The sequence below is a fragment of the Sphingobacteriaceae bacterium genome (assembly GCA_002319075.1).
Lineage (GTDB): Bacteria > Bacteroidota > Bacteroidia > B-17B0 > Aurantibacillaceae > Aurantibacillus.
Window position 1 is genome coordinate 510,376 of the sequence record NVQB01000001.1, and the last position, 24,460, is coordinate 534,835.

Sequence of the window (24,460 nt, forward strand, 5' to 3'; positions counted from 1 at the left end):
AACAGGCTGACCGTTTTTTTTAGGACAAAGCACTCTCATCCTGATAGCTATTTGGACCGCTCAGAGTGACTTTGCGAAAATTAAAGGCCGAAATAAATAATAATTAATAAGAAATAAATAAAATGGCAATTACAGCAGCAGAAGTAAACAAATTACGCCAGCAAACAGGTGCGGGCATGATGGATTGTAAAAAAGCTTTAGAAGAAGCTAACGGTGATTTTGAAGCCGCAGTAGATTTTCTTCGTAAAAAAGGCGCAAAAGTAGCAGCTAACCGTGCTGACCGCGACGCAAAAGAAGGTGTAGTTTTAGCTAAAACTTCTTCAGATAATAAAACAGCTGTAGTAATCAGCATTAACTGTGAAACTGACTTCGTAGCGCAAAACGCTGACTTTATTCAGTTTGCTGAAACTGTTGCAGGTGTGGCTTTAGCTAAACAACCAGCAACTATCGACGAGTTAAAAGCTCTTCCTTATAATAACGAAATCACCATTGCTGAAAAATTTCTTGATCAGATTGGTAAAATCGGTGAGAAAATTGACATTGGCTATTACAGCATTGTTACTGCTCCATTAGTAGTAGGATATATTCACCCGGGTAACCGTTTAGCAGTTGCTGTAGGCTTCAACAAAGAAGTTACTACTGAAGTTGCTAAAAATATCGCAATGCAGGCTGCAGCTATGGCTCCGGTTGCTATCGATAAAGACGATGTAGATAAAACTACTATCGAACGTGAATTAGACATTGCCCGCGAAACTACCCGTGCTGAAGGTAAACCTGAAGATATGGTTGAGAAAATTGCACAAGGTAAATTAAATAAATTCTATAAAGATTCTACATTATTAAACCAGGAGTTCTTTATTGATAATAAAATGACTGTACGCCAGTTCTTACAAGGTGTTGAGAAAGACCTAACGGTTTCCGCCCTTAAGCGTTATTCATTATCTTAATATTTTTAAATCCCGGCTTTTTAGTCGGGATTTTTTTTGAACGAACGTTTGGTTAGGCAACCACTAAGGCACTAAGGACACAGAGAAACACTAAGTTAAACTGGCTTACCAAAGTGCTGACAAATGGTAGTATTGCAATGACTTTTCGTTTACTTGAATTATGCGAAAGACTATTAAAGCAAACTTAATTATCTTCGTATTTTAATTAAAAACATTCTTTTTGACACTGAGTGCTCTCAGTGTCTTAGTGGTAAAAAATAAATCTATGAAATACAAACGCGTACTTTTAAAATTAAGCGGAGAAGCTTTGATGGGAAATAAAGGTTTCGGGATCGACCAGGAACGTTTAATGGAATATGCCCAGGAGATTAAAGGGGTATACAACGCCGGATGCCAGGTAGCCATCGTTATTGGCGGTGGAAATATCTTCCGCGGCATACAAGCAGAAAAAGGAGGAATGGATCGCGTTCACGGCGATTATATGGGCATGCTAGCTACTGTGATAAATAGTATGGCTATACAAAGTGCTTTAGAAGGATTAGGTGTTCACACGCGTCTTCAAAGTGCTATTAAAATGGAACAAATTTGCGAGCCATACATTCGCCGTAAAGCGGTACGTCACCTTGAAAAAGGCCGCGTGGTTATTTTCGGCGCAGGTACTGGAAATCCCTATTTTACAACAGATACTGCAGCAACTTTACGTGCTATCGAAATTGAGGCAAATGTTATTTTAAAGGGAACACGTGTGGATGGTATCTACACTGCCGATCCTGAAAAAGACAAAACCGCTACCAAATATGAGACTATTTCTTTTGATGAGGTTTACAGCAAAGGTCTTGAAGTAATGGACATGACTGCATTCACTTTATGTAAGGAAAATAATTTGCCTATCATTGTTTTCGACATGAACAAAAAAGGAAATCTTAAAAATTTAATTGAAGGAGAAAAGATTGGTACTTTAGTAGAAATGTAAATTTTCTTTTAACTCTAAATAAAATGCCGTAGGACATCCTACGGCATTTTTATTTTATCACCTCTCGTCCTAAAAGCCTGTTGACTCTGCCTTTGAGACTATCCAGATGCCTGATCTCTTCCAGAACAGGAATAGACTCTTCATAACTCACTGTTTTTAATTCTTTCTGCTTTTCATGAATGAAGTGACTAAGCTTCCTGCTTTTGAAACTAAATAGAGAGCGTTGTGCGTCACGTTTCGCATTGTCAATTTCTTTGGGAACAATTACGCCAAAGTTTTTCCACTTCGGACTTACCTCATATTTATCAATCACATGATTTATAATAAAACTGCTGATGATAGGATCTGGCGATCTTAGGAAGTGTTCTATGTTTGGTAAATTATGTTGTTTTAATTGTTCGATATACTCGTCTAAAACCATTTTGTACAAAGGATTTTCATAGACAATTTCATCGCGCCACAATTCAAAAATAATAAACTCGCCTAAAGTGATTTCTAATTCGTGCTCTACGTTTACCTCATCTTCTGCCTGTGTGGTGATGAGCATGTTACCGTATTTAATGAGGAGCGTTAAAAGTTTTTCTTCTTCCGCATCGAAGCCTGTTAATTGCTCTTCTTCTAAAGGTGCTTCTAAGAAACTTAAATCGTCGAGACTTGCCGGATCAAATGCTCCTTCGTCGGTTGGTGCAGTTTGCGCACCTTGCTGCGTAGGTCTTTGTTGGGTTTGACGCTGCTGTTGCGGAGGTTCTTGCGAGGTTTGTTTATTTCCTTTTCTTCTAATCTTGTTAACCTCTTGCTGAAGAATGGCTTCGTCAATTTCCATTATACCCGAACATTCTTTTATATAAATGCTCCGGATAATATTATCTGGAATAACAGCGATGTTTTCTACAATGTCTTTAATAACGCCGGCGCGTTTAATAGGATCATTGGCAGTTTCTGTCTTTAATTTTTTTGCTTTGAAATATAAAAAGTCGTCGGTACTATTTTTTATATAATCCTGGAACTCTTGTATGGTAACCTTCCTGCTGTATGAATCCGGATCATCGTTATTGGGAAACTGAAGGAGTCTCACATTCATCCCTTCTTCTAAAAGCAGCGGAATGGCGCGATTACTGGCCTTCTGCCCTGCTTCATCGCCATCGTACAACACAATGATATTTCGTGTGAAGCGGTGAATGGATTTTATCTGGTCTATCGTTAAAGATGTTCCGCTTGAAGCTACTACGTTTTCAATACCGGCCTGGTGCATGGCAATTACGTCCATGTAACCTTCTACCAAATAACAAGCGTCTGCATTTTGAATAGCTTTTTTTCCAAGCCAAAGACCGTAAAGAATTTTACTCTTATTATAAATTTCCGTCTCCGGACTATTAATATACTTCGCTGTTTTTTTATCAGTGCTTAAAGTTCTTCCCCCAAAGGCCACTACCCGTCCGCCATCATCCTGAATGGGAAACATCACACGCCCTGCATAGCGGTCAAATAAATCGCTCTGCGTTAATTCTTTGCCTTCTACGTAACGGTTGCTGACAATGCTCATCCCAGTTTTGGCGAGATACTTAGGCGCGTAACTATTTTTTACAGCGGCCACTGTAAAGGCATTGCGATCTTCTAAGCTATAACCCAATTGAAATTTTTCAATGATGTCATCGCGCAACTCACGTTCTTTAAAATACCCGAGACCAATAGATTTTCCCTCATCGGTGTTCATCATCGTTTCGGTAAAATACCGTTGCGCATATTGCATCACAATGAGCATACTTTCCCGTTCCGTTTGATGCTCGCGCTCTTCAGGAGTGAGTTCTTTTTCTATAACCTCAATGCCGTATTTTTTAGCCAACCATTTTAAAGCTTCGGGATAACTCAGCTGCAAATGATCCATGATAAAGTTGACAGAATTTCCGGCTTTACCACAACCAAAACATTTGTAAATTCCTTTAACGGCAGAAACTGTAAACGAAGGAGACTTTTCTCCATGAAAAGGACAGAGTCCTAAAAGGTTTGTTCCGCGTTTCTTTAAGGTCACAAATTCCCCTACCACCTCTTCTACAAGAGCGGCATCCAAAATCTTATCAACGGTAGCTCTGGGGATCATATCTTAAATTACGGACCTTAAAGATACGATTTTAGGAGCAAATTATCTGCGCCTTAGAGCAATTATAGCCCTAAGATTTTCTAATACTCAGATAACTTCAATTTTCGCATTAAATTATCACTTATCTTCGTTTACCCAAATACTCCATCCCAAACATGAAAACAACTTATTCGTATTTTATGTCCCTGCGTCTCGCGTTGGTTTTCACATTGATTAGTATAAGCTTCCATATTTATGCTCAAACAGGAAAAAATGGCACACTAACTGTGTCAAGCGGTTCACTGATAGTCAATAAATACAGTCCTGTTTTAGTGAATATACCTTCAGGAAGCTCAACCATTTCAGCTCTCACCGGCACTTTCTTTCCTCTTTGCACCGGAGATCTTATAATGGTTTACCAGGCGCAGGGCGCTTCTGGTGGCACTGTGAACTCTGCTGCTTACGGAGCTATAAATCAGATTAACAGTGCAGGTTTTTACGAATTTAAATATGTTCAGAGTGTAAATGGAAATACAATTACCACCCAAAGTGCATTTACCAATTCTTATTCTTCAAGTGGCAACACACAGGTTATTAAAGTGCCTCAATACACTACCCTCACCATTAATTCTGGTGCATCTATAATTCCCAAGCCCTGGAGAGATACCACAATCAGCTCTACCAATTACAGATTTGGAGGGCTTACCGTTATCCATTCTTCTTCTATTGTTAACAATGGTACAATTTCCGCCAGCGGTTTCGGTTTTAGAGGCGGCCAGATCACAGGAGCTGTAACGAGTTATACTCTCGGTATCACAAGCTACGTGGAACCAGCTCAGGGTGGCGGGGGAGAAAAAGGGGAAAGCGTTCTCGGATTTCAGGCGGATTATGATTTAACTGGCGGCAGGTACGGAAGAGGCGCGCCGGGAAATGGCGGCGGCGGAGGAAACGCAACTAATTCTGCCGGCGGTGGCGGCGGTAATGGTTATAATGGCCAATCCTGGAATGGGCAAGGAGTAATGGTTGTAGACGCTGCAAATCCCCTCAGTGCCTGGGCTCTGGACCCTGCTTACATTGCAAATTCAAATGCACTCACTAATTCTTCAGGCGGTGGAAGAGGTGGTTACGGTTGGGGCGTGTATAACATGAATGCCCTTGTTTCTGGCCCTAATAATAGCAGTTGGGGTGGTGACTTTCGATCTGAGGTGGGAGGCCTTGGGGGCCGGCCTTTAACGAATATTGCTCCTGAAACACGCATTTTCTTTGGTGGAGGTGGTGGTGCCGGGCAAACAAATAACTACGCAACACCTGCTGCAAGCCCCGGTGGGGGTATAGTTTACTTAATCGCAACGTCAGCGATCACGGGAACAGGAACTATTGAATCAAATGGCCAGGCGGCTTCAAATTCAATAGGCTGTAATTGTGATGGTCAGAGTGGCGCGGGCGCAGGTGGCACAATCATCATTAAATCTTTTTCACTTGCATCCACTCAATCGCTGATAGCAAACGGAGGGAAAGGAGGAGATCAACTTACACCAACAGGCAGCAACTCTGATGAAAGCGAAGGCGGCGGCGGTGGCGGTGGCGGTGGATACATTGCCACATCGGTTGCAGTAGCCAATGCAACTGTTTCAGGCGGAAATAATGGCACTACAGTGAGTACGGCTGTAACGGAGTTTCCCAGTAACGGAACTACCAAAGGTGCTACGGGTCAAACAGGTACACTCACAACAACTTTCATTACTTTTAATCCTCAGGCAGGTGCTTTGGGAACCTTTTGCCTGGGATCAGTTATAAATTTTACAAGTATTCCTGCCTCTACTTATACCTGGTCTGGCCCCAATAGTTTTACCTCCTCTATTCAAAATCCCACGGTTTTAACAACACTCGCCACGCAGGGTATCTATACCGTATCCTTATCGTTCACCAACGGTTGCAACGGCATCCAATCTTTAACAACAAACATAAGTGTAAATCCTAGTCCAACGTTATCAGTAAATAATATGACCATCTGTCCCGGAGCTACAGCTACGCTAACTGTTTCAGGTGCATCTACCTACACCTGGATTCCGTCTAACGCAACTGGTAGCTTTATACTCGTGAGTCCGTCAGCAAGTAGCTTTTACACAGTAACGGGAAGTTCCGCAGCCGGATGTTCCGCAACAGCTTCCTCCACCCTAACGATCCCGGCCATTCCTTCCGTTAGTATTTCGGCAAATACTCTTTCTACCTGCGTTGGCAATCAGATTTCACTAACGGCGACTATGAATGGCGGTATACCGCCCTACACTTTCAGCTGGACAGCCGGGCCCTCAAGTTCTTCTTACAGTGTTAGTCAACCTGCAGGAACATACGATTACACTGTAAGCGGGTTCGACTCTTTTGGCTGTATAGCGACTAACTCACTTACACTTAATTTTATCTCCAACCCTGTACTTATCGCTACCTCAGATACAGTATGTCCAGGTGTTACCGGTACTTTAAGTGCCAGCGGTGCAAATTCATATACATGGTATCCCTCAGCCTTTTCTGGTAGTTTATTCACTGCTACCCCTTCAGCTCTAAGTGTCTACACGGTTGTTGGAACGGCAGTATCTGGCTGTACTGCTAATACGACAGGCACTTTGTTCATGAAACCAGTGCCATCACTTTCATTTACAACCTTTGCGATTAACTGTGCAAGTCTTGGCTCGGCAATGGTGTCGCCTGTGGGCGGCGTCGGGCCTTTCTCATACACATGGATGCCTACTGCACAAACTGGCACTTCGGCAACGGGACTTTATCCTGGCACATACAGCCTCGACGTTTTGGACGCCGGACTAGGTTGCGTTACAACGCAAACAACACATTTTGCAGCTCTGGTTCCTTTAACCGGGACCGTTGTATCCACTCCTTCTTTACTTTGTTTTGGAGCAGCCACCGGTACTGCCACAATCAATCTTTCTAATGGATCGGGAAGCCAAAGCTATCAATGGAGCGACGCTTTGTCCACACAAACTAATACATCACCTACTAATCTTACTGCGGGAGTAAATACAGTTACAGTAGTGGATGCTCTTACTTATTGCTCAGTAACTCATACTTTTTCTATTGCACAACCTGCTGCCTTCACTTTGAATATTTCTGCGAGTTCTCCTTCCGTATGTCTCGGCAGCAGTATTAGTTTCACTGCTCTTAACAGCGGAGGAACAGCACCTTATTCTTATACCTGGTCTCCTTCTTTCGCATCTTCACTGCTAACGGTTAGCGAATTGACAGCTGGAAATTTCACCTACAATGTGTCAAGTTCAGACAATTATAATTGTACTACCAATAAGTCAGTAACCGTAAAATTTGTACTTAATCCAACGGTGAGCGTTTCAAGCCCCTCTGTGTGCTCGCAAACTACTGCAACACTGACAGCTATCGGGGCTACTACCTACACGTGGAGCGGTGGTTTTATAGGAAATCCTTTTACAACCGTTGCTTTATCCAGCACATCTTACACAGTAATTGGCTCTGTCGCAGGATGTACTTCGTCGGCTATATCTTCCGTTTTTATAAAACCATCGCCTACCCCAAGCTTTACAAGCAATTCTCCTATTTGCCAAGGAGATACGCTAATTTTAAAAAGCATAGATCCGGGATTTCTATATTACTGGACCGGTCCCATGAACTACAGCTCCACTGCTATCGGTGACACACTTTACTCAGTGCTTCCCAACCACGGGGGAAACTACACCCTGAAAGTAACCGCCCCGAACTCTTGTACTGCTGCCATAACAAAAAGTATTACAGTTAACCCCACACCATCTTTATCCGTAAGTGGTACAACCGTCTGCCAGGGACAAGCGTTGGGTCTGAACGCTAACTTTTTAGCGGGAGCATCTTATACATGGCAGGGGCAGGGAAATACGTCATACTTACAAAGTCCTGTTTTTACGCCTGCTATCCCTAACTTCTCAGGAATTTATACACTCACCGTAAAAAGCGCAGCAGGCTGCATCCATTCATTAACTACTTCGGCTTCCGTAATCGCCACTCCTGTTCCAACAATCACGGTATCTCCGGATGTCTGCGCTGGATCATCTTTTATTCTGAACGCCTCCGGAGGAAATACCTACAGTTGGTTCGGTCCTAATGGATTTAACAGCACCCTTCAAAATCCGTCGGTAACCAATGCCGGACCCGGAGTTTCCGGTAATTATAGTGTTTACGCATACATTGGCTCTTGTTACGGATCCACGTCTACATCCGTAACTGTGCATTCACTGCCGCTAACTCTGGCATCTGTTCCTTCTGCCGTTTGTGAGCAGTCTTCTCTTACTTTTAACGCCGGACCCGCTTCATCTTATACATGGACAGGCCCTGGCGGCTTTAACAGCAACTTGCCGAATCCAGTGATAGTAAATACTGCCTTAACAGCAAGTGGCACTTACACCTTAGCTATTACGGACCAGTATGGTTGTAGCAGTTACACAACCATTCAAACTACAGTGATGGAGGCGCCGCTTGTTTCAGCAGAGGATGCCAGTATTTGCCTCGGAGGAGCTGTTACGCTGTCTGCAACAGGTCTAGGAACTTATCAGTGGAGCGGCCCAGCAAATTATTCATCAAATTCAAATGCCCCTTACATAGCCGCAGCTAATGCCGCAAATGCCGGAATATATACCGTTACACTAACTGACACTAAGTTGTGCTCTGCCTCAACGACGTTACAGTTAAGTGTTCTTAATTTTCCCTTGCCTGTTCCAACTATTTCGTCGCCGCAAAAAGCTTGTCTCCATATGGCGTTTGACCTCATAGGCAATGGCGGAAGTTCTTACTTATGGAGGGGTCCTCAGGATGTAACCGCTTCCACAAAAAACTTGTCTTTTATAATCAGAGATTTTACCATGGCCGGTATTTATACACTCACCGTAACAGATGATAATAAATGTACTGCTGCAAGTACTATTGAAGTGAAGGTATATCCAAAGCCAGAGGCTAAGCTTAATCTTAGCGCTAATAATTTATGTGTACCATTTTGTGCTTCACTCACCATTACAACCCCCGAAAATGCCGGGATCACAACTTTATTTTACCATGTTGCAGAAATAAGATTTAACGAAAAGCATCCTGTTCACTGCATCTCGGAAGCAGGAAGGTACGTGGCAAGCGTGAACTATGTGGATACAAATTTATGCACCAATACCTCTTCCTTGATTCTAAATGCATACCCCACTCCACGCGCAGACTTTGAGTTTCAACCCGTGAATCCAATCGCCGGAGTGGATGAAGTGATCTTTTATAATACCAGCCGCGGCGATGAATTAGACACGTGGAACTGGCACAGTACGGTGGATTCAGTGATACAAACCGAAAAAAATATCCGGCGCCTCTTTTCCGAGGCAGGAAATTATCCAATTGTTTTAGTAGTAAAAAATAAATGGGGTTGCGCAGACACCGTTATAAAACCACTTCTGATCAACGATGATTTCGGTTTATACGTTCCGAATGCCTTCACTCCTAATGCGGATGGACTCAATGATATTTTCCAGGCAAAAGGTACAGGTATTAAAAATTTCAACCTGGAAATTTTTTCGAGATGGGGTGAAAGCCTCTATCAGACTTACGAGTTCACTAGTGGATGGGATGGGACTTTCAAAGGCAAAGAATGTAAAACGGATAGCTACGTTTGGAAAATTACCATAACTAATTATTCAGGCAATACCAAATCTTTTACCGGCATAATAACCCTACTTAGAAATCGGATTCCGAGCGAGGAATAGTAGGTTTTTCCTTCTAGGTCGTTAGTAGATATGGTTATGTCAAAATACCAGTTTGTGCAAATAAGGGAGTACTGGGATACTAAAAAGCATGAGGCACTTACTATACTAATTCCACCGTGGTAAGTCTTTCAATGCCTGTGCATGTAAAGCCTTGTCTATCTAAGAATATGTGAGATCATTTCGAAGAACACCGGTAAAGTTTACCATCATTCACCTGTTTTTGACCACTGAATGGATAAATTAATAAGAAAATCACGTTATTTACTCATTGAAAAAAAAATTTGCTATAATAGCCATTTTTAATTGCGTTTGGCTGTGCGCTCAGCATAACTATAAGACATCCTATCGCGCGGGGCTTAAGCTGGGATATTCGCTTCATACGCTTACGGGAGATCTTACTAAAACTCACCCTGGCCAAAACCTTATAGGAGGATTCTGGTTCCAGCTAAAAATGAACAAAAAATGGACGGCTCAAACGGAACTCATACTTTTAGATAAAGGAATCGGTGTTAGGGGAAGCAGAAAGAGTCCACATTTTGTCAACCTTCATTATATTGAATTTCCTGTCCTTTTTCAATACCATAGAGAGATGATTTATTATGAATTTGGCCCTGGGTTGGGATATCTGATTAATTATCGTGAACATTTATATGGTAATGAAACGCCCGATCTGGTAATTAAACATCCATTTAGCAGAAGCGAACTTTCATTCAACATTGGTATTGGCTGCAACTTAACTGAGAAGTGGACATTCGGATTAAGACTTAGCCATTCTTTATTGCCGGTGAGATACGCTGTTCCGAAAGTTTCTAAAGCTTCTTATAATCTTTTATTAGCTTTAAGCGTAACTCGCCAGCTAAAGAAAAGGAAAAAGAAAGCTAGCGATCCGCAAGAATAATAAGCAAATAAAACATAGTATTCTTGCTTGTATTTACATTTTCACTTAACTGTGATTCGAACCGAAAAATCATTTAATAAAGATCTATAAGGCTCAATAATTATTAATAAAGTCCATTTATTTAAAACAAACAGGTTTTATTTGCACAGCGGAGAACCAGGGATTAGCTCCGCAAGTTTAATTTGATTTGTAAGTCTCAGACTACCTAAGATGGCTTTTTACAACAGTCATCCAATTTGGCCACCGCTGAAGGATCAGCTTTAACAGCATCAGCATCAAAGCCAAGCCTGGAAATTTTAATGCGCACTTGTTCTAAGGTAATTTTACGTTCGTCGTAAGTTACTGTTATTGTATTTGCTTTTGCGTCTACATTAGTAGTCTTAATTCCATCTTCGTTATATAATTCTTTTAAAATTCTACCGCCGCAGCTTTCGCAAATTTTACAGTGATCGCAATAGATGGTTGTTTTGATGGCAGCCGTTTTAATGTTTTTATTTTTTTGTGCAAAGGCACCCATCGATAGGAATACCAGAAGCAGCATAGCAATCTTAGTCAGGTTTAAATTTTTCATGTTCATAGTTTTACAAGGTTAATTTAGTTTTATTTTTTGAATTCTCACAGCGTTTAATATTGCCAGCAGAGCCACTCCAACATCGGCAAAAACCGCTTCCCAAAGAGTAGCCACACCACCCGCGCCTAGAGCTAAAACGATAACTTTTACAGCCATTGCCAGGCCAATATTCTGCCACACAATTCTGCGCGTTATTTTACCGATCTTAATCGCCGTTACTATTTTAGAGGGCTCGTCGTTTTGAATAACAATATCTGCAGTTTCAATGGTAGCATCACTGCCTAAGCCGCCCATGGCAATTCCGGCATCTGCAAGGGCTACTACCGGCGCATCGTTTACCCCGTCTCCAACAAAAGCTATAATCCTTTTTTCATTTTTTAAGGCTTGTACTTTTTCAACTTTGTGTTCGGGTAATAAATCACCGTAAGCGTTATCCATGCCCAGCGCTTTAGCAACCTTATCTACAACACTTTGTTTGTCTCCTGACAACATTACTGTTTTAATATTAAGCTTGTGCAGGTCTCTTATGGCCTGTTCTGCATCCTCTTTTAACTCATCGGCAATAGTGATATAGCCCGCATACTTAGAGTTTACGGCCACAACAACAATGGTATCCACACTGCTTTCAATCGCACTGTCGTAAGCAATGTTAAACTTTTTAAGAAGTTTCAGATTGCCTGCCAGCACTTCTTTTCCATCGATTTTTCCTTTAAGTCCATGTCCGGCAATTTCTTCAACGTTTTCAATCGTTGTATTTCCGGTAGTATTGCCCGCATACAAAACAACTGCCTGTGCAATGGGGTGAGTCGATTTACTTTCGATAGCGGCTGTCAATCTTATAAATTCTTTTTCATCCATGTCTACCGGCACAATTTTCTGAACCTTAAAAACACCTTTGGTTAAAGTGCCGGTTTTATCCATCACTACGGTATCTATCTTGGTCATCACATCCAAATAATTTGAACCTTTAAACAAAATACCTTTCCGGGATGCCAGGCCTATGCCTCCAAAATATCCCAGAGGAATAGAAATAACTAAAGCACAGGGACAGGAGATCACAAGGAATACAAGGGCTTTGTAGAGCCAGTTGCTAAACACATAGTCTGCAACAAAAAAATAAGGCAACAAACAAATTACGATTGCTAAAAAAACTACAACGGGAGTGTAGATCTTCGCGAACTTTGTAATGAATAATTGTGTGGGTGATTTACGCGCTGTGGCATCCTGCACCATTTGCAATATTTTAGAGAGCTTACTGTCTTTGAAAAGCGTTGTAACTTTAATATCGGAAATAGAGTTCAGGTTAATCATTCCTGCCAGTACGATATCGCCTTTATTCTTAGTATCGGGTTTACTTTCGCCTGTAAGTGCTGCTGTATTAAAGGATGCAGAATTGGAAATCAGTTCTCCGTCGAGAGCGACTTTTTCGCCGGGCTTCACCTGGATAATGTCTCCAATCTGTATAGTGTCAGGAGCAACCGTTTGTATACTTCCGTTCCTGCTTATGTTTACGGTATCAGGACGAATGTCCAATAAAGCTTTGATGCTCCTTTTTGCACGATTAACAGCTGCTGTCTGAAACAGTTCGCCAATAGCGTAAAACAACATCACCCCTACTCCTTCTGCGTACTCGTTAATAAAGAATGCACCAAGCGTTGCAATAGACATTAAAAAAAACTCAGAAAAGAACTCACCACCCGCAATTGATTTACCTGCGTCCTTCATCACTGGCAGACCTACGGGCACATAAGCTACTACGTACCAGCCTAATCTGAAATAGTGCTGAAAAAAAGAGGGTTTTATAAAATAATCAAAAATGAGGCCGCTCATTAAAAGCACAAAACTTACCAGCGCAGGAATGTAGGAGCCCCAGGTTGCAGGTTCTTCGTGATTGTGATTATGGTCATGCCCTTCTTCTTCCGAATGTTCATGATAGTGTTTTGCATAAAGATGAGGCTTCCCGGATTTTGAATCTATTTTTTCCTCCAGTGAGCAACAGGTCATTTTGCCTTGTGCGTTGTAGGTATGCTTGTGATTTGGATTTTCATTTATCATAATATACTTGTATTAATGAGCATGTCCTTCATCTTCGCTGTTTTTCATTTTAGATAAAATATCGTAGGCTCCTTCTATTACCAGGGTACTTTGGGCGCTTACCTCTTTAGGAAGTTGAATCTCCGTGTAACCCAATTCGTTTACTCCCCGGGCAACCTGGACCAATTTAAAATGCTGTGTTCCTTTTTCACTAGAAGGAGTACTTATGAAAATATAATCCTTGCCTTCAAAATTTACAATGGCCTGATCTGGAAGTGCTGTAACATTTTGCGTACCTGCTTCTACATAAGCTTTCAAATACATGCCGGGCAGGAGTTGAGCGTCTTCTTTATCTAAATGACAATGAATGCGTACAGTGCGATCTTCTCTTATCTCTCTTCCAATCAAATAAACGGTGGCAGTGCGTTCTTGTGTTTCGTTAGCAAGTGTAAAGCGTACCTTCTGCCCGATCTTTAGTTTAGGCACATCTTTTTCAAAGACGGTGAGTTCTGCGTGAAGGTGTTCTGTATCTACAATTTTAAACATAACATCGGTAGGATTCACAAACATTCCCACGTTTACATTCACCTGAGTCACATACCCACTAATAGGTGCATACAAGGTAATAGTGTTTTGAAAATTGCCGTTCTCAATTTTAGCGATGTCAATGCCCAGTAAAGAAAGTTTTGCTTTGAGTCCACCAACTTTTGCAAGCATACTTTTATACTGTGTTTTTGATTGAAGAAGTGTCTTTTGCGAGTTAACGTTTTCTTTAGAGAGTTCTTCCTGGCGTTTATATTCTGTTTCCAGGAACTCGAGTTGACTTTTCTGATCGGCATAGTCTTGCTGAAGTTGAATAAAGTCGGTATTCTGCATCACAGCTATTACATCTCCTTTGTTCACTTTCAAACCTTGCAATAACTCTGTACTTTTTAAAAAGCCCCCCATGGGTGCAGAAATGCTGACTAAATTTTGTGGTGGTACGTCTAACATGCCATTTACCTTAATAGCGCCGCTCAAAGCTCGCATCTCTATTTTTCCGAGCGTAACTCCAACAATTTTAAATTGTTCATCTGTAAGTTCAACCGCGGTGTTAGTTTCCTCGTGATGCGTTTCTTCTTTCACTTGAAGAGCTTTATCACCGCAAGAATGCGTTAATAATACAATGGCCGAAAGCAGGAAGATTTTATTTATGATGGATTTATTCATGATTCTAATTATTTATTTTTTACCTATTAAAAATTCGAGTGCTATCACACTTTGATTGTATTGTTGAATTGCTTGCAAATAATTCTCCCTGATCGACAAAGCATTTTTTAAACCTTGTAAATATTCTACATAACCAATCTCTCCGCTCTTAAATCCTTTGTCAGCCTGTTTAATCAAAAGCTCCGCATTTGGTATGGCGTTTGTTTCGTAGTAGACAAGTGTATTTTTGTTTTTTAGAAATTCCTGCAGGGCTTGACTGTACTGTCCTTGAAGGTTTAACCGGTATTGCTCAAAATTACTTTGTACCACTTGTTGATTTATGTCCGCCGCTTTTACCCTTGCCGCTTGCGGAAAAAACCAAAGTGGAATGGAGATCCCTACTTGTATTCCAGTAAAGCGTTTTGAGCCATCAAAATACTGATCCGTGCCATTTACATTTTGATAACCGATTAAGGATTGATTAAAATATCCGACATTAAAATCTGGCAATGATTTTGCAGCTTCTACTTTCTTTTGCCGGTTACTGATCTCTATCTGCTGTTTTACATAAGAAATAGCCGGATTTTGACTAAGTGTTGAACTATCTGCAGGAAGTGTTAAGTCCAGTTTTTTAAATGGCATTTCGCTGAACGCTATTTCGCTTTTAGCATTGACCAAAACCTGCAAATGCGCTTGATAAATTAGAATATTTGACGAGTTCTGTGCCAGGAGATTTCTGACCTCCATTAACTGTGTTTCGGCAGTGGTTCGTTCTAACAAATTACTTTCTCCGGTTTTTAGGCGCAGCTCTGCGGCCTTTGAGAAGGAAGTATAAATGCTATCCTGGGTAATTAAAAGTTTTTTCTGTGCTTTTAAAAACTGCAGATTGTAATAGGCAGATTTTACCTGGCTGATTAATTCATTTTGTGTCATCAGCAATTTCAATTCACTTCCTTTAACCAATGCGTTATTTAATTTTGTCTGGCTTAAAAATACGGTAGGAAAAGGAATGCTTTGATTGATACTGATATTGTTATCGGTATTTACAGAGTTGTATTGACCATGCATTACCGAAATGTTGGTTTTACCTATGTCGGAAGATGTTCGTTTGAGGGTCTTGCTATAATTGATTTCATAGGTGGCTGCTTTTATTCCTGCGTTATTTTTTAGCGCTTCGTCCACAATCTGTTGTTCGGTTAAACCCGAACTCACAGTTTGAGCAGTACCAAACGTTGGAAGTAATAGTAACAAGAGTATGGCCACTGTTGGTAAACTCGTTTTTTTCTTTCCCATTTTTTCAAAAAAGAAATAGAGTATGGGAAGTACTAATAAGGTAAGAAGTGTTGCAGATAGCAATCCGCCAATAACCACAGTAGCGAGTGGTTTCTGTACTTCAGCACCAGATCCATGAGACAGGGCCATCGGTAAAAATCCAAGAGATGCAACCAGGGCTGTCATAATTACGGGACGCAAACGTGTGCTGGTGCCCTTTAAGATGATTTCTTTCAGATCGTTCATACCTTCTTTTTTTAAACTGTTGAATTCTGATATTAATACTATGCCATTTAAAACAGCAACACCAAACAAAGCAATAAAACCAACTCCAGCGGAAATGCTAAAAGGCATTCCTCTGAGCCATAGTGCAAATACGCCCCCTATGGCAGACAAGGGAATGGCTGTTAAAATCAATAAACTCTGCTTTATAGAATTGAAGGTGAAATAGAGTAAAATAAAAATTAAAAAAAGTGCCACTGGAACCGCGATAGATAAACGCTGACGAGCCTCCACCAGATTTTTAAAAGTGCCACCATAAGTAGGATAATATCCAGGATTAAAATTTATTTCCTTATCTACTTTTGCCTGCATTTCTTTTACAACGCTTTCAACATCTCTGCCGCGCACATTAAAGCCCAAGGTTATTCTTCTTTTAGCATCATCGCGCTGAATTTGATTAGGACTTATTTTAAATTCCACTTCGGCCAATTGTGAAACAGGTACCTGATTGCCATTTGGCGCAATTACAAATAAATTATTAATATCCTCAATGCTCTGCCTGTTTTCTTTTTCCAGTCTCACCACCAGGTCGAAACGTTTTTCTCCTTCGTAAATTAAACCGGCACTTTCTCCGGCAAAACCAGTTTTAATAATTTGATTCACGTCCTCTATGGTTAATCCGAATTGTGCAATTTTATCTCTGTCAAATTTTATCACAATTTGCTGTTGTCCTGTTGCCTGTTCTACATATAAATCCTGGGCACCTTTAATTCCTTGTGTTAGCTTGCCAACCTTCACTGCATACTCAGTTAGCATATCAAGGTCCTCGCCATAAATTTTTATAACCACGTCTTGTTTTGCTCCCGACATTAATTCGTTAAAGCGCATTTGTATGGGTTGCTGAAAACCGAAAGTCACTCCGGGAATATCTTCCAGGGCCTGAGACATTTTTTCTGCGAGCTCATCGCGCGAGGAGGCGCTGGTCCACTCCGACTTGTCTTTGAGTATCACCATTAAGTCGCATGCTTCCACCGGCATGGGATCTGTGGGAATTTCACTAGAGCCTATTTTTCCAATAACTTCAATGACTTCCGGAAACTTCTCCTTTAAAATTTTAGCGGACCTTAGAGCGGCCTCAATGGTTTGAGAAATCGAACTACCCGTTAAAACCCTTGTTTCTACAGCGAAATCACCTTCATCGAGCGTTGGAATAAATTCTCCACCCATGTTGAGAAATACGATAAGGCTGAAAATAAAAAGAACAGCCGCGCTTATTACAATACTTACTTTATTTCTTAGGGCGCCTATCAGCAGTGGTCTGTAGCTACGTTGGAAAAAATCCATGATACGATCCGATACTGTTTTTTTATGAACGGTGTTTTTATTCAGGAACAAAGCAGAGATCATGGGTACATAAGTGAGCGATAAAATAAAGGCGCCAAGAATGGCGAATGACACCGTTTGCGCCATAGGCCTGAACATTTTCCCTTCCACACCAACAAGGGCAAGAATAGGTAAATACACTATGAGAATAATGATCTCTCCAAATGCTGCAGAGCTTCTGATTTTTGAGGCTGACTGATAGACTTCCTCATCCATTTCAGTTTGTGTTAATTTTTTGTTCAGCTTTCTACTCACTAAATGATGAAGGCTTGCTTCTACAATAATTACGGCGCCATCTACAATCAATCCGAAGTCGATGGCACCTAAACTCATTAGGTTACCCGATACACCAAACAGATTCATTAAGGAAATGGCAAAAAGCATAGCCAGAGGAATAACAGATGCAACAATCAATCCGGCCCGGAGGTTGCCCAGGAGCAGCACTAAAACGAAGATAACGATCAAAGCACCTTCTGCCAGATTTTTCGTAACAGTTCCAATAGCATTGTTCACCAATTTTGTTCTGTCTAAAAAAGGTTCAATAACAACACCTTCAGGCAAAGTTTTTTCAATTTGTGTGATGCGCTCTTTAACGCTGGCAATTACTTTTGAAGAATTTGCCCCTTTCAACATCATCACAATCGCGCCAACAACCTCTCCCTCACTGTTGCGGGTCATTGCACCATAGCGTGTAGCGTGGCCAAAGCCGATTGTTGCCACATTGCGCATTAAAACAGGAATTCCGTTAGGATACGTTTTTACAACGATGCGTTCGATATCTTCTAAACTACCTATTAATCCTTCGCTACGAATGAAATAGGCATTTGGCTTTTTATCAATGTAAGCGCCACCTGTATTCTGATTGTTTTTTTGCAGGGCGGTGAACACTTCGCTTATACTGATATTCATACTGCGAAGTTTATCCGGATTTAAAGCAATTTCGTATTGTTTTACATACCCACCAAAGCTACTGATATCAGCTACTCCTTCGGTTCCCAAGAGCTGCCTGCGAACGATCCAATCCTGAATAGTACGCAATTCCATGGGTGTGTATTTTTTCTCGAAACCTTTTTTTGTGTGAATCACATATTGGTAAATTTCTCCGAGACCTGTTGTGAGCGGCGCCAATTCAGGCGTACCGACACCTTGTGGAATAATGGTTTTAGCTTGTGTGAGTCGTTCGTTCACTTGCTGCCGTGCCCAATAAACGTCTACGTGTTCTTTAAATACTATAGTAACAACAGAAAGTCCGAAACGCGAAAAAGAACGAACTTCTTCTATGCCCGGAATAGTAGCCATTGTTTGTTCGACTGGAAAAGTAACCAGGCGCTCTATTTCCTGGGCAGCCAGAGAAGGAGAAACGGTTATAACCTGTACCTGGTTGTTAGTGATGTCAGGCACCGCATCAATGGGCAATTGTTTTAATGAGTAGCTCCCCCATAGAATCAAAGCCAATGTAAAAAAACCTATAATTAATTTATTTTTTATAGAGAAGTGAATAATCTTATCTAACATATTTATACAATTTGTGCAATACGCATAAGCGCACGGCGATAATAAAATAATGGAAACACGCGGACATCAAGGTCCACATTACTTCTTAAAGTAGAAGATTAAGCGAGTTTTGGCGGTTGCCAGATCTTAGACAGGTAGTCGGAAACGCTAAAATTAGGAAGGGCTGCCTGCTGTTCAACAGCAACAATATGTTGCTTCAGAGTAAGCTCTATATGATCGTTGGAAGCAAAGTAAGTAATGGAATTTAGCTGACAACCGTGGTCTCCCTGAAAAGGAAGGCAACCTTTATCGTGATGTTCGTCTTTGTGATTTTTGTGATCGTGTGAATAATGAATGTGTAAAAACTCTGCGATAGAGCCGCCTGACTCTTTTGAGCTGTGCTCAAGATAATGAGCCACTAAATGCTGAAGCTTAAATAACTCATGCACCTCAGTTGCAGAACTAAGAAAAGCAATAAGGGTTATGGCAGCTAACAGTTTTTTCACAAGGGCAAAGATAGGGATTTAAATTTTAGTGAAAAATAAGGTTACTATTACGTATCTTTTTTCACACTGGTAAGAGCGCAAAAAAAGAGGCAAAACGCCTCTTTTTCTTTAAAATTTCTAATTAAACGTAGTAATTAAAATTTACCATTGGCATTCTTCCAATTTTCTCTAGCAGGAATTTCTTCAATGGTGTCCCAGTGTTCAGCGATTTTTCCATTTTCAATTCTGAACAGATCATAGAAGGAACAATGTTTTCCGCCCAGTTGTCCTTCACTTACTACCAGCACAAAATTCCCTTCGCCAAGCACTTTATGAATTTTATCATACTTCATTGTTATGCCAGCTTTTGCCATTTCACCCAAAGCCTTTCCTAAACCAGAAAGTTGATCAGGAATATTAGGATTGTGCTGCTTATAAATATCCCCATCAAAATAACCTGCAAGTTTTTCCATCTTACCATTTACAAGTATGTCTTCAACAAATGCCTTAACTAGTTTTTTATTTTCTCCTGTTTTAGTAAGGTCTTTTATTTCTGTGATACCATCGGTCATGGTATGACCACTTGGGTTGGCATTTTTAGGGGTTTCCTGCAAATTATCCCAATGTTCTACGATCTGACCATTTTCCCAACGAAAAATATCAAAACCAATTTTTGGACCGAAAAAATTATAGTCTGTATGCGAGAAGGTGTAATCCCCATCCTTAAACACTCGTACCGTATTTACTTTAGCCGATCCTTTAGGAAGTTGTGAAAGTAGTTTTCCAAAACCCGCCAATCCGTCTTCGGCGCTCAGGTTGTGTTGTTTGTAATTATTTGGATTGATATATCCTACAGGTTCTGATGCGCCAGTTTCTATGGCTTTTAAAAGTTCTACGGTTTTGTTTTTGTTTTCCATGGCTTCTGTTTGTTTTGTTTTTGTTTCTTGTTTGTTCTTAGTTTGTCCGTTGCATGTACTGCTGGTTAAAACTAAAATTGAACTTGCAATTAAGAGTGGAGAAATTTTCATAGCGTTTTTATTTACACTACAAAGGTGCTTCAGCAAAAGAAAAACAGAAAGGTAGTTTTAGTCCCTTCGATGGTAATTTTAGGACTTATTATTTCAGGTACCGCTCCCTGAATTCAATAGGAGTGGAATGCGAATGCTTACGAAAATACTTGATAAAGTTAGTGGGCTCGTCAAAACCGAGTTCAAAACCGATTGACTTAATTGAATTATCCGTGTGCGACAATAAGCGTTTTGCTTCCAATAGAACCCTATCGCCTATCATCTGTTTGGGTGTGGCGCCAAGAATTTTTGAAGTAGCCTTGTTAAGACGTTTTTCGGTAACAGATAATTCCCCAGCATAAAAGCTTACTTGTTTACTCACCCTAAAATGCGCTTCCAGAAGATCTTTAAATAGTAACGTATAATCTAAATCAGCGCCCTTTTTAATTTCGGTGAATGCTTGGCTGCGTTTGCTTCTTTCGGCAAGTAATAAAAAATTATGCAGTAAGTTACGTAGAAAATCTTGCTGAAAAAGATCCTTGTTTTTACGAAGTTCAATCTGCATCATTTTAATTAGCGCGTCGAATTCCGTTTCTTTTTTTGCCAGTTGAATTTGATTGTTTTCAAAGAGGTCATTAAATAAAATTGTATTTCTAAGAAACTTAACGTCGTTATCGGATTTACAAAAAAACTGGTCCGTAAATAATATGGCTTTTGCTTTATAATCTCCAGTTGGATCAAAACGTTGTACCTTATTCTTTCCAATGAAAAGTAGGGAATTACTTTTGAGTTTAATCGGCTCAAAATCTACCAGGTGCGTTCCCGACCCACTTTCAAACCAAATGATGTGGTAAAAATTAGCACGGTGAGGAGTAGTCAACAAGTCTTTATGGTGTTTGTAGAGATGGGTGACGTCCAGTATTTCAAACTCGTGACTTAGTCCGGGTTTAAAATCATATTTACTAACTTCTCCTGACATTTTTGTTAAGGCGAAAGTACAAAATTAGTTACAAGTAAAGTAATGATAAAACCGGGCATAATCCATGTCAATAGCCCCGGTTAATGCTTTTCGGTAAAACTTATTTCTCTTGATTATAAACGTTACGAGTAATTTTCCAAATCCCCCTCCCTTTAAGCATAACAAATATTTCATTATATTCTGCTGGAACAACTTCTCCCTTTGCGCTGACTACAGAGCTTCCTTTAGAAGTTGAACCTACGATTGACTCCAGATTAGAACAAGAATTAAAAGATCTGAATACCTGGTTGAATGAAAATTAAAAAAAAGTAAGAAGTTGTAGTCACTACCTAGTATAGAAAAAGGTCTTCTAATAACAGGATTTGATTTTTTTTGTCTGGATAATAATGGTAAATAAACTCACACGCTGTGCATTCGGCTTTCTTTTCAAAGCACGCAGGCAATACCTCATTTACAATGCACCTACGAGCGACAACTGAAAAAATACACCATTAGGGAAGTGTTTATGCACGGGTATTCTTCCATCTAATAAAGCGGAAGTATATCTAATGCTGCTCGTACCAACCAAAAATCTATAACCACTGGCAAGACCTATCTGCATGTTTTTGGCAAGCTTAACAGATGAAACAAGCGATGGGTCTGCGGCAAAATAGTTGTCTTGCTTGCTGTTAAAATTGTGCTGCTCTCCTTCGTAAACCAAAAACCCCCAACCTGTAAACAGCTGGCAGCCCCATCTAAACTTTTCTGCCTGATAAAAATCGTATTCAGATTCAATACCAACCGCGTTAATAAATACCCTTGGCTGTTCTGTGAATCCCTGCAGATGAGTTGGGGTTTTAAATGCTTTGAAATAAAAAGAATGGTAAGCCGATAAAGCGCTTCGAAAGCGTGAATGCAGATTTATACCAAGTTTGATGCCACTCAGCATGGTTGTTGCGTTTTGAAGCTGTGTAAACCTCAAGGGTAATGCAATGTAGCACTTCCTATACTGCGCTCCTGTATCAGCTCCTGCCTGAGAAAAGACGATCTCGCTGTAAACAAATAAACAAAAGAGAAGCAGCAGTCGCGTAAATAAATGCATTAACTATGGGTTTAATTAGGATTATATATCCAGTTTTTTAGTGTATCCACAAAAATTTCCTGCTGATCCATAAAAACGCCGTGAGAACAATTGGCCAGCACAACAAATTTTTTACAGAGCGGTTTTAAAAGCGAATATTGTGCGCTATCATACAAGCCATCTTCGGCACCATAAAGAGCGTAAACGGGTATTTTTTTTTCACTCAACTGATTTAGCTGCGAAAGTACGTTTAACATGGTATAATGCTCGTTTTTTGAAAAACTTATCACAGGTGTAAACATGGTTTTATACTGCGTTTTTCCTAACCAGCCAGTATAATCCTTCAGTGTTTCGTTAGTTTCAAATAATGCATATAATTTTTTTGCCCTTTTAGTGGGATCTGCCGGGTTATAGAATTTGAATTTCGAAGCCATCATAAAACAACTTGCGCTGTACTGTAATGTTGTAGTGTCGAGCTGCCGGATTTCTGAAATTTCTCTTAAGGTAACTGTGTCGTTTTTGTTTTTAGCAAGGCTATCTGCTTTTTTAAGTACAGTTCTAAAAATCAGTTGAATGCTTGTAGGTGCGCTAACGAGTACTAAATTACTTACGTTCTCTGGCTTGTGCTCGGCATATAAAGTAGCTACAACGCCTCCAAAACTGTGTCCGATAAGGCTTGCTTTTCTGAGTTTGTATTTAGTATATATGCTATCCAGGTCGCTAAAAGTTTGCTGGAAGGAGTACTTGGCACTGTCGTCGCTAGACCTTCCCTCTCCACGACGATCGTATACAACTACGAAAAACCCCTGGTTGGCCAGCTTTTGAGCGGTCATCACTTCGAAATCAATAGAGCTGGCACCAGGACCTCCATGCAAAAAGATGATGGCTTCAGCGCCTGGTTTACCATAGGCCTTAGAATACAACGTTTGCGCTGTTATCACCGTGAGCTGTGAGCATAAGAGGAGGACACCTAGCAAGAGTTTCATTTGCTTTTTTTATGGCCGAAGTAAAAAAAATACTTACGAGGGGTATTGTAAAAAACGCCAAATTTAGTTCGCTCATTTTTAATATTTGCAATATATTAGAAGCGTAATTAGGTACTCTAAGTTGTTTCTTCAGACGCCACATATAAGTATTCGCCATCTGGTACATCAGTACCGCGTTATTACTTTTACAGATGATCCGGTTTTTTTGCAACCCTGGGTAATTTCACCTACAGGCTACAACTCTCTGGCAGTGCTTATCTCTCCCGCAATAGTCACCGATCTGAATACCAAAGACCGCTTTTCTGCTAGAATAAGGTTTAGCGGACAAAACAGCAAAGTGAAATACTTTAAAAGTACCGGAGGATTCAATTCAGAAATACTTATTGATTTAAAGCCGGGTGCCGCTTATGAATTATTTGGCATTCCTCTTTATCATTTTAAAGACAGTTGGGTAGAATTAGATGATTTTATAAGCGACACGCGCGACTTGTATAGCCGGCTCGATGAGAGTTATCCCGATGTTAAAAAGATGGTACCGGTAATTGATAAATGGCTCGCGCAACGCTATGCCGCTTCCAACAAAAAGTGCCGTAAGGAATTGATTCACGTGATGGAACTCATTAAAACCTCGCGCGGACAAATGGATGTTATACAACTGCAACGAGCGGTTGGAATGTCCCGCGTTTCTCTTCAGGAGTTATTTCGGCGCGAAGTAGGGCTTTCACCAAAGCTATATAGTCGTATCATACGGGCCAACAATGTGTACAACGCCATAAACAAAATGACGCACCTCGACTGGATGGAAATAGTGCATGATTTCAGATTCTTTGATCAGGCACACTTTATAAAAGACTTTAAACACTTTTTCGGCCGAACACCTAACCAGCTTCACAAAGAAGGCTTTTATTTTTCACAATACCTCGAAAATGCAAAGTAGATGCTTATTGCACCAACTATTTCAACAATAACAATTTATCCGGATACCTTCAAGAGTCTGTTCAATTAATGAATAAAAACCGAATTTGCGCTACTCTACAGTGTACTACTTTAGTAAAAAAAACATGCTTGATACGAAGAATTTGCCAGACGAAAGATATTTTTTAATAATCTGCTGCAATCATTTATTACCGGTAC

Annotated in this window: 15 protein-coding genes; 5 read left to right on the forward strand and 10 right to left on the reverse strand. The window is 40.5% G+C overall.

Going from position 1 to position 24,460, the window contains the following annotated elements; all coding sequences use genetic code 11:
- The first annotated feature begins 122 nt into the window (after positions 1-122).
- Complete coding sequence (locus CNR22_02420) at positions 123-947, forward strand: elongation factor Ts (protein PBQ30674.1); 825 nt, start codon at positions 123-125, stop codon at positions 945-947.
- A gap of 265 nt (positions 948-1,212) precedes the next feature.
- Complete coding sequence (locus CNR22_02425) at positions 1,213-1,920, forward strand: UMP kinase (protein PBQ34789.1); 708 nt, start codon at positions 1,213-1,215, stop codon at positions 1,918-1,920.
- 49 nt (positions 1,921-1,969) lie between these two features.
- Here CNR22_02425 and dnaG read toward each other — a convergent pair whose 3' ends face one another.
- Positions 1,970-4,018, reverse strand: coding sequence for a DNA primase (gene dnaG, locus CNR22_02430; protein ID PBQ30675.1), 2,049 nt, complete (start codon positions 4,016-4,018; stop codon positions 1,970-1,972).
- 155 nt (positions 4,019-4,173) lie between these two features.
- On the opposite strand from dnaG, the gene CNR22_02435 reads away from it, so the two are divergent.
- Entirely contained in the window at positions 4,174-9,747 is a 5,574-nt protein-coding gene (locus CNR22_02435; GenBank protein PBQ30676.1) for a hypothetical protein, read from the forward strand.
- A gap of 259 nt (positions 9,748-10,006) precedes the next feature.
- On the forward strand, positions 10,007-10,645 hold the full coding sequence (locus CNR22_02440; GenBank protein ID PBQ30677.1) for a hypothetical protein: 639 nt from the start codon (positions 10,007-10,009) through the stop codon (positions 10,643-10,645).
- Between the two features lie 205 nt (positions 10,646-10,850).
- Here the strand turns inward: CNR22_02440 and CNR22_02445 are convergent, their stop codons facing one another.
- The 9 genes from CNR22_02445 to CNR22_02485 form a co-directional block, all read right to left on the reverse strand.
- Positions 10,851-11,222, reverse strand: coding sequence for a heavy metal transporter (locus tag CNR22_02445; GenBank protein ID PBQ30678.1), 372 nt, complete (start codon positions 11,220-11,222; stop codon positions 10,851-10,853).
- Between the two features lie 12 nt (positions 11,223-11,234).
- Complete coding sequence (gene cadA, locus CNR22_02450) at positions 11,235-13,271, reverse strand: cadmium-translocating P-type ATPase (GenBank protein ID PBQ30679.1); 2,037 nt, start codon at positions 13,269-13,271, stop codon at positions 11,235-11,237.
- Between the two features lie 12 nt (positions 13,272-13,283).
- Positions 13,284-14,459 (reverse strand): efflux transporter periplasmic adaptor subunit, encoded by a 1,176-nt coding sequence (locus CNR22_02455; GenBank protein ID PBQ30680.1) that lies wholly within the window; start codon positions 14,457-14,459, stop codon positions 13,284-13,286.
- Positions 14,460-14,471: 12 nt separating this feature from the next.
- Positions 14,472-18,830 carry a CusA/CzcA family heavy metal efflux RND transporter gene (locus CNR22_02460; protein PBQ30681.1) on the reverse strand — a complete coding sequence of 1,453 codons (4,359 nt, stop codon included), beginning with the start codon at positions 18,828-18,830 and terminating at the stop codon, positions 14,472-14,474.
- Positions 18,831-18,928: 98 nt separating this feature from the next.
- Complete coding sequence (locus CNR22_02465; GenBank protein PBQ30682.1) at positions 18,929-19,315, reverse strand: hypothetical protein; 387 nt, start codon at positions 19,313-19,315, stop codon at positions 18,929-18,931.
- 134 nt (positions 19,316-19,449) lie between these two features.
- Complete coding sequence (locus CNR22_02470; GenBank protein PBQ34790.1) at positions 19,450-20,211, reverse strand: hypothetical protein; 762 nt, start codon at positions 20,209-20,211, stop codon at positions 19,450-19,452.
- 199 nt (positions 20,212-20,410) lie between these two features.
- The gene (locus tag CNR22_02475) at positions 20,411-21,280 is read right to left on the reverse strand and encodes an AraC family transcriptional regulator (GenBank protein ID PBQ30683.1); all 870 of its coding nucleotides are present in this window, start codon (positions 21,278-21,280) and stop codon (positions 20,411-20,413) included.
- Positions 21,281-21,731: 451 nt separating this feature from the next.
- Entirely contained in the window at positions 21,732-22,361 is a 630-nt protein-coding gene (locus CNR22_02480; protein PBQ30684.1) for a hypothetical protein, read from the reverse strand.
- Positions 22,362-22,372: 11 nt separating this feature from the next.
- Positions 22,373-23,326, reverse strand: coding sequence for an alpha/beta hydrolase (locus tag CNR22_02485; protein PBQ30685.1), 954 nt, complete (start codon positions 23,324-23,326; stop codon positions 22,373-22,375).
- Positions 23,327-23,447: 121 nt separating this feature from the next.
- Here CNR22_02485 and CNR22_02490 point away from each other — a divergent pair, with 121 nt between their 5' ends.
- Positions 23,448-24,263 carry a hypothetical protein gene (locus CNR22_02490; GenBank protein ID PBQ30686.1) on the forward strand — a complete coding sequence of 272 codons (816 nt, stop codon included), beginning with the start codon at positions 23,448-23,450 and terminating at the stop codon, positions 24,261-24,263.
- Positions 24,264-24,460 lie beyond the last annotated feature (197 nt).

Bases quoted from the DNA above. Each gene is read 5' to 3' on its own strand.
- CNR22_02460 (PBQ30681.1), bottom strand. From the start codon at position 18,830: ATGTTAGATAAGATTATTCACTTCTCTATAAAAAATAAATTAATTATA.
- CNR22_02470 (PBQ34790.1), bottom strand. From the start codon at position 20,211: ATGGAAAACAAAAACAAAACCGTAGAACTTTTAAAAGCCATAGAAACT.
- CNR22_02435 (PBQ30676.1), top strand. From the start codon at position 4,174: ATGAAAACAACTTATTCGTATTTTATGTCCCTGCGTCTCGCGTTGGTT.
- CNR22_02480 (PBQ30684.1), bottom strand. From the start codon at position 22,361: ATGCATTTATTTACGCGACTGCTGCTTCTCTTTTGTTTATTTGTTTAC.
- CNR22_02455 (PBQ30680.1), bottom strand. From the start codon at position 14,459: ATGAATAAATCCATCATAAATAAAATCTTCCTGCTTTCGGCCATTGTA.
- CNR22_02420 (PBQ30674.1), top strand. From the start codon at position 123: ATGGCAATTACAGCAGCAGAAGTAAACAAATTACGCCAGCAAACAGGT.
- CNR22_02425 (PBQ34789.1), top strand. From the start codon at position 1,213: ATGAAATACAAACGCGTACTTTTAAAATTAAGCGGAGAAGCTTTGATG.
- cadA (PBQ30679.1), bottom strand. From the start codon at position 13,271: ATGATAAATGAAAATCCAAATCACAAGCATACCTACAACGCACAAGGC.
- CNR22_02475 (PBQ30683.1), bottom strand. From the start codon at position 21,280: ATGTCAGGAGAAGTTAGTAAATATGATTTTAAACCCGGACTAAGTCAC.
- CNR22_02485 (PBQ30685.1), bottom strand. From the start codon at position 23,326: ATGAAACTCTTGCTAGGTGTCCTCCTCTTATGCTCACAGCTCACGGTG.
- dnaG (PBQ30675.1), bottom strand. From the start codon at position 4,018: ATGATCCCCAGAGCTACCGTTGATAAGATTTTGGATGCCGCTCTTGTA.
- CNR22_02445 (PBQ30678.1), bottom strand. From the start codon at position 11,222: ATGAACATGAAAAATTTAAACCTGACTAAGATTGCTATGCTGCTTCTG.